This is a genomic window from Streptococcus danieliae (assembly GCF_013415245.1).
GTDB classification, from domain to species: domain Bacteria; phylum Bacillota; class Bacilli; order Lactobacillales; family Streptococcaceae; genus Streptococcus; species Streptococcus danieliae_A.
The window spans coordinates 1-7485 of sequence record NZ_JACBXX010000148.1 but is presented as its reverse complement, the minus strand read 5'-3'; the positions used below and the strand labels follow the sequence as shown (position 1 = coordinate 7485).

Annotated in this window: 7 protein-coding genes; all 7 read left to right on the top strand. The window is 49.1% G+C overall.

The annotated features are described in order from the left end of the window. The coding region (locus HZY94_RS07170) for a Rib/alpha-like domain-containing protein (RefSeq protein WP_179925619.1) at window positions 1-836 on the top strand (836 nt) is incomplete at its 5' end. Between the two features lie 156 nt (window positions 837-992). Further along, complete coding sequence (gene nagA / locus HZY94_RS07165) at window positions 993-2165, top strand: N-acetylglucosamine-6-phosphate deacetylase (protein ID WP_179925618.1); 1173 nt, start codon at window positions 993-995, stop codon at window positions 2163-2165. 299 nt (window positions 2166-2464) lie between these two features. After that, the gene (locus HZY94_RS07160) at window positions 2465-3301 is read left to right on the top strand and encodes an SAM hydrolase/SAM-dependent halogenase family protein (protein WP_306538678.1); all 837 of its coding nucleotides are present in this window, start codon (window positions 2465-2467) and stop codon (window positions 3299-3301) included. 10 nt (window positions 3302-3311) lie between these two features. Next, entirely contained in the window at window positions 3312-3857 is a 546-nt protein-coding gene (locus HZY94_RS07155; protein WP_179925616.1) for an ECF-type riboflavin transporter substrate-binding protein, read from the top strand. 86 nt (window positions 3858-3943) lie between these two features. After that, window positions 3944-5614 carry an ABC transporter ATP-binding protein gene (locus tag HZY94_RS07150; RefSeq protein WP_179925615.1) on the top strand — a complete coding sequence of 557 codons (1671 nt, stop codon included), beginning with the start codon at window positions 3944-3946 and terminating at the stop codon, window positions 5612-5614. Beyond that, window positions 5611-6441, top strand: a complete 831-nt coding sequence (locus HZY94_RS07145; RefSeq protein WP_179925614.1) for an energy-coupling factor transporter transmembrane component T family protein — start codon at window positions 5611-5613, stop codon at window positions 6439-6441. Before HZY94_RS07150 ends, HZY94_RS07145 begins: the two co-directional genes overlap by 4 nt. Window positions 6442-6506: 65 nt before the next feature. Then, the gene (locus HZY94_RS07140) at window positions 6507-7073 is read left to right on the top strand and encodes a glycoside hydrolase family 73 protein (RefSeq protein WP_179925613.1); all 567 of its coding nucleotides are present in this window, start codon (window positions 6507-6509) and stop codon (window positions 7071-7073) included. The last annotated feature ends 412 nt before the right edge of the window (window positions 7074-7485 follow it).

Genomic DNA, 7485 nt, shown 5'->3' with positions numbered 1-7485 from the left:
TTGCCAACCTGTCTGAACTTCCAGCAGGTACTACGGTAGCCTTCAAGGATCCAGTAGACACGACAGGTGAAGGCGATAAACCAGCTACAGTAGTGGTAACCTACCCAGATGGTTCGAGTGAAGAAGTTCCAGTGACCGTTAAGGTATCTAAGCCTGCAACAGATGCAGATAAGAACACTCCAGTCGCTAAGGATCAAACAGTTGAGCCAGGTTCTACACCGAAGGCAGAAGATTCCATTGCCAACCTGTCTGAACTTCCAGCAGGTACTACGGTAGCCTTCAAGGATCCAGTAGACACGACAGGTGAAGGCGATAAACCAGCTACAGTAGTGGTAACCTACCCAGATGGTTCGAGTGAAGAAGTCCCAGTGACCGTTAAGGTATCTAAGTCTGCAACAGATGCAGATAAGAACACTCCAGTCGCTAAGGATCAAACAGTTGAGCCAGGTTCTACACCGAAGGCGGAAGATTCCATTGCCAACTTGTCTGAACTTCCAGCAGGAACGAAAGTATCCTTCAAGTATCCAGTGGATACTAGCACAGCAGGTGATAAGCCGACTGTGGTACTTGTGACTTACCCAGATGGATCAGTTGAGGAGCTTGCGGTTCTTATTAAAGTTAGTTTTTCAGCTAAACCTACAAATGAGAACACAGGATCAACAGCAGATTCTAGGGGCGTAGTTGACAGCTCAAATCGAGCTAATGAGGAACAAGTAACGGTTCTTCCAAATACAGGAGAAAATTCAGAACTATCGCATGCAGCTATGCTCCTAGGAGCGGGAATGCTGACAGCTCTAAGTTTAGTGGGGCGGAAAAAGCGAGAAGATGAGGAATAACCTTTTCATCTAATTTCTTGAAATCATTTCCTGTCATAAAGTAATAATCCAGGCAATTGTGTAGTGCAGTTGCCTGGATTGTTTTTTAGAGAAATCGGTCTATACCATTTTATTTTTTGACACCAAAGTGTATAATAAAAACAAGGAGGATGGATCATGAACTACTATATTCAAGCAGATGCTTTTTTCTATCCCTATGAGAAAAAGGGAGCAGGTTTTTTAGAAATCAAAGATGGTCGTTTTGGCAAATGGCAGGCCCAGCGACCAGAGTCTGGGGAAATCCGTGATTATCGGGGGTACTGGGTGAGTCCCGGGCTGGTGGATACCCACATTCACGGATTTGCAGGCGTGGATGTCATGGATAAGGATATTGATGGAATTCTAACGACCATGAGTGAGGGACTTCTTAGTACAGGAGTGACTAGCTTTCTCCCAACAACCCTGACTGCAGATACAGGAGATTTACGTCAAGTAGCGGAACAAATTGGAACTCGCTACCAGGAAGCTAAGGGAGCAAAAATTCAAGGAATTTATTTTGAAGGTCCCTATTTCACGGAGGAATTCAAAGGAGCGCAGAATCCAGCCTATATGAAAGATCCGAATTTGGAAGAATTCCGAGATTGGCAGCAAGCAGCACACGGTCACATTAGAAAAATTGCCTTAGCCCCTGAGCGGGACGGAGTTGAGGAGTTTGTCAAAACCCTAACCCAAGAAGGGGTTACCGTTGCCTTGGGACACTCCAATGCGACTTTTGACCAAGCTCGGGCAGCTGTGCAGGCAGGAGCCAGTGTCTGGGTTCATGCCTATAATGGCATGCGGGGGTTGACCCATCGGGAGTTGGGTATGGTTGGGGCCATGTACCAACTACCTCATACCTTTGCAGAACTAATCTGTGATGGCCACCATGTCCATCCGGGAGCCTGCCAAATTTTGCTGGATCAGAAAGGCCTGGACCAAGTTGCCTTGATTACCGACTGCATGCGGGCAGGCGGGATGCCAGACGGCGATTACCAGCTGGGCGATTTCCCGGTCCTTGTTCATGAAGGAACGGCCCGCCTTAAAGATTCTGGTTCTCTAGCCGGATCCATCCTCCAACTCAAGGATGGTGTCAAAAATGTCGTTGAGTGGGGCTTGGGTAATCCGGAAGAGGCTTTGCGGATGGCGACTCTTAATCCAGCCCTTTCAGTTGGCCTAGAAGACGACTGCGGCCAAATCCGACCAGGAGCAGCCGCTGACTTCTTAATCTGGACTCCGCAACTAGACCTCCACGCAACCTATTTGGATGGCCAACTCCGCTTTCAAGCGACTTCAGAAGGTAAGGTCGAGTAGTTCTTTTTCGGATGAGTCTAAAAGAGGAGTGGGATAGAACGGATGTTTTTCATTTTAGTTCTAGCCCACTTTTTTATGTTTGCCGATAGTTCATTTATTCCCCCTCTTTTTTAGAATTTTGTTCAGTTATTCTTGTTCTTTCCATAGAATTTCGCTCAATAAATAATTTTTATAAAGAAAAACCGAAAAATGACTTGCTAAAGACGACAAAATGGACTAGACTAGAGGTCTATTCGAAAATAGAATTCTTTCATTTATTGTAATAATCGATAAATGAAGCGACCATTTTGTTGGGAGGAATGATGAATCAGTTATTAGTATTGCAGTCAGATTTTGGCTTGGTAGATGGAGCTGTTTCCGCCATGATTGGGGTGGCTCTGGAAGAGGCACGTGATTTGAATATTCATCATCTCACGCATGACATTACTCCCTATCATATTGAAGAGGCCAGCTATCGGCTCTTTCAAACCATTGATTACTGGCCGGAGGGAACGACCTTTGTTTCGGTGGTCGATCCAGGAGTTGGTTCCAAGCGTAAAAGCGTGGTGGCCTTGACCAAGCGCAATCAATACATCGTCACACCGGATAATGGGACCTTATCCTACATCAAGGATCAGGTGGTAGCCGTGCGGGAAATCTCAGAGGTTTCCAACCGCCGTGCCAATACGGAGCATTCTTACACCTTCCACGGTCGCGATGTTTATGCCTACACAGGGGCTAAATTAGCCAGTGCTCACATTAGCTTTGAAGAGGTCGGTCCCGAACTAAGTGTCGAGCGGATTGTTGAAATTCCGGTTGTGAAAACAACTCAGGGGCCGGATTGGGTTCAAGGTGTTGTCGATATCCTGGATGTGCGCTTTGGTTCGCTTTGGACCTCAATTAAACGGGAGGACTTCCAGAAGCTCAGTCCCGAATTTGGCGATCGGTTCGAGGTAACCATCTACAACAATGATATGCTGGTTTACCAAAATCAGGTTGTCTATGGCAAGTCCTTTGCGGATGTTCGTATCGGCCAGCCAGTCCTCTATGTGAACTCGGTTTACCGGCTAGGTCTGGCCATCAATCAGGGGTCCTTCTCCAAGGCCTACAATGTTGGCGTTGGACCTCAGTGGTCGATTCAGTTGAAGAAAATTTAGGAGTTTTAGAATGTCACAATTATCTATTAAACAAGTTGTTGCTATCGGTGTTGGAGCTGCCCTCTTTATTGTGGTTGGTCTCATCAGTATTCCTACACCTATCCCCAATACCTCGATCCAGTTGCAATACGCCGTCCAGGCCTTGCTATCAGTCGTTTATGGTCCCTTCGTTGGATTTCTGATTGGTTTTATCGGCCACGCTGTCAAGGATCTTCTTCAATTTGGGAATCCTTGGTGGTCTTGGATCTTTGTCTCCGGTCTTTTTGGGTTGATTGTTGGAATAACCAAGAAGAGCTTGTCCCTACAAGTCGGCCAGCTCCAGACAAAAGGACTGCTAACCTTTAACCTGGTTCAGATTATAGCCAATATCATCCTATGGGGACTGGTCGCACCAGTCTTGGATATTCTAATCTACCAAGAGGCGGCCAATAAGGTTTTTGCCCAAGGAATCGTTGCGGGCGGAATCAATGCCCTCGTTGTTGCCATTGCAGGAAGCTTATTGCTGAACCTGTACGCCAAGAATCAAGTTCAAACAGGTAGTTTGACCAAAGAATAAGTGAAATGGACAAAATTCAATCTATGGATTTTGTCTATTTTATATTTTATCTATGATAAAATAGAAGAAAAAAGGGGAGAAAATCGGTGTTACCACTCATTCAGTTTAAAGAATTTTCCTTTCAATACCAAAGTCAAGCTGAACCAACGCTAAAAGACATCAACCTGGACATCCAGCAGGGAGAAAAAGTGGCTATTATTGGACCCTCTGGGTCTGGCAAATCAACCCTGGGGCAATGCTTAAATGGCCTGGTGCCTCATATCTATAAGGGTCAGATCCAAGGTCAGCTACTCTTTAAAGGACAGGACTTACTGGCGTCCAGCATTGTTGAGCGTTCCCTCTTGATTTCCAGTATTCTTCAGGATACCGATGGCCAGTTTATCGGCCAGACGGTGGCTGAGGATGTGGCCTTCGCCTTAGAAAATGATGCCTTGGAAACCAGTGTCATTCGTGACAAGGTCGCCTATTGGCTGGACAAGCTCGGTCTGGCTGACCTAGCCCAGCAGCGGCCTCAGGACTTATCAGGTGGGCAGAAGCAGGCCGTTGGTCTCGGAGGTGTTTTGATTGATGAAAGTCCCCTCCTCTTATTTGATGAACCCCTGGCCAACCTTGATCCCCAGGCAGCCCATGAAAGTTTACAGCTGCTGGGCCGCCTGCACGAGGAAACAGGCTCAACCCTGGTTATTATTGAACACCGCCTGGAAGAGGTTTTGGAACTAGGTCTGGACCGGATTATCCTGATGGAAAACGGCCAGATTGCCTTTGATGGCAGTCCTAATCAGCTCTTGGGTAGTTCTCTTTTAACAAGGGCCGGGATTCGTGAACCTCTCTATCTGACTGTCCTGCGGGAGTTGGGGATGGAACTGAGTGCTGACCAGCCCTTGGATCATCTCGCAGCCTTGGAGTTGCCCCAGCTTTCCCTACCAGAGGTTTCCCCAGCGAATTCTGGGCAAGAGGCAGAGGTCTTGGCCCAGTGGACCAACCTGTCCTTTGCTTACCCGGGAAGACCAGTTCTGTTTGAGAACTTGAATCTGCAATTGCGGCAAGGCGAATTGGTCGCTCTACTTGGGAAAAATGGGACTGGAAAGTCAACCTTGGCCCAGCTCTTATCAGGCTACCTACCTACTCAAGGCCAGTATTGCTGGCAGGGTCAGGAAGTCACCGACCAATCCTTGGCGGATCGGGCCAACCAAGTTGGCTATGTCCTGCAGAACCCCAACCAGATGATTTCCCAAACCATGATCTTTGATGAAGTGGCGCGTGGCTTGCGGCTCAGAGGTCTGGCAGAAGCAGAAGTGGCCACCAAGGTCGCAGCTGTTTTGGAAATTTGTGGCCTGACCCCCTTTCGGAATTGGCCCATCTCGGCCCTCTCCTATGGTCAGAAAAAACGGGTGACCATCGCAGCCATCTTGGTTTTGGAACCCCGGGTCTTGATTTTGGATGAGCCGACGGCCGGCCAGGACCAGGCCCATTATCGGGAGATGATGGACTTTCTTCAGGAGCTAGCAGGCTTGGGGCATGCCATTGTTATGATTACCCATGACATGCAGCTGATGTTGGAGTATGCCGACCGGGCTCTGGTCTTGGATCAAGGAAAGATCATCGCCGACCAGGATCCGCGCCAGCTCCTGTCTCAACCGGAGCTCCTTGCCCAGGCCCATTTGCGGACGACCTCGCTTTTTGAGCTGGCAGCTAAGCTTCAGGCGGATCCCTTGGCCCTCTCCCAGTTTTACCAAGAAAGGAGGAAGCAAGCATGAATCAGTTTATCGGCTATCAGGCAGGCACTAGCTGGATCCACCAGCTAAGTGGTGCTAGTAAGTTTCTGTTTTTCTTGTTGACCTCTATTGCGGCCATGTTGACCTATGATACGCGCCTCTTGCTGGCGATTGCCCTGCTCTCCTTGCTGGGGCTCGCCCTCTCGCGGATTTCTTGGGCCAGCATTCGCTGGGTGATTTACTTTGCCTCCTTCTTTGCAGCCATGAACCTGCTCATGGTCTACCTCTTCGCACCAGAGTATGGGGTGGACATCTATGGAACCCGCCGCCTACTCTGGGCCGGTATCGGTCCCTATAGTGTGACCCAGGAGCAGTTGTTCTACCTGGCCAACCTCTTTCTCAAGTATGTGGCCACCCTGCCTCTGGCCTTGGTCTTTCTCTTGACCACCCACCCCAGCCAATTTGCGGCCAGCCTCAACCAGATTGGGGTCCCTTATCGTATTGCCTATGCAGTAAGCCTGACCCTGCGCTACATTCCAGATGTCCAAGAAGACTTTGTCATCATCCGTAAATCCCAGCAGGCGCGTGGCTTGGATCTGTCCACCAAACAACCTCTTTTGGCACGAATCCGCGGCAACGCCCTGATCCTCTTCCCGCTCATCCTAACCTCCCTCGAGCGCATCGAAACCATCTCCTGCGCCATGGAACTCCGCCGCTTCGGCAAGGAAAAACGCAGAACCTGGTATTGGAGCCAACCCTGGACCTGGCAGGACTATCTCCTCCTCGTCTTAGCCCTCCTAACCCTGATCCTCGCCTTTTACCTCATGTGGGCTCAGGGCAGCCGTTTTTACAACCCTTGGCAAGCCTAGTTTTTCCTTTACTTCTCGCCTTTTTCTTGTTAGACTAAAGAAAAATTGGAAGAAGGGAGTCAAGCATGCGCAAGAGAAAAAAAGGCCGTGGCCTCTTAGCCCTGACCTTAGTAACGCTGGGCTTGGGCTTCTTCGCCTACCAAACCCTCACCACCCAGCAAGGGGACTACACCATCAGCACCGAAGATAGCTTCGTCCAAAACATCGCCCCTGATGCCCAAGCAATCGCCAACCAGTACGGCCTCTACGCCTCCGTTATGATCGCCCAGGCCCTCCTCGAATCCCAACGCGGCACCAGCCGCCTAGCCCAGCCACCCCATCATAACCTCTTCGGCATCAAAGGAACCTACCAAGGCCAAAGCGCCACCTTCTGGACCCAAGAAGACGACGGTAAGGGCAACCTCTCCGACATCCAAGACCAATTCCGCAGCTATCCCTCCTACTATGCCTCCCTCACCGACTATGCCCAAGTCCTCTCCCAGCCTATCTACGCTGGAACTTGGAAGGCCAACACCACCAGCTACCAAGACGCCACCCTGGCCCTCACAGGTACCTACGCCACTGACAGCAACTACAACCACAAACTCAACCAGCTGATCGAACAATACCAGCTGACCCAGTATGACTGGTGAGCAGGACCGGCGACTAGAGAAAATGAAACCAACCCCATGACAGAGACTGAAAAGTTCAGTTAGCTGATGTGAGGTTGGTTTTTTGGTGTGGGGAGGGGTAACTTTTGTGCTAAAAAAGGGAGAGGAATTTAGCAGGAAAGTTAGGGAATAGCTATGACGAACAAGGAACGAATTTTAAAGTAAGGACTGAGTAGGTTGCAGGAATTCTTGGATAGGCTTTCAAATGTGAGACCTGTATGCTATGATACTAGTGGGTAAGTCTTATAATATACGACAATTGGACTAACATACCTAAAGAAAATTTTATAAAAGGATTGACAAAGGAGACAGCTATGGTAGACTCGTCAGCACAGCACAGCACAGCACAGCACAGCACAGCACAGCACAGCACAGCACAGCACAGCACAGCACA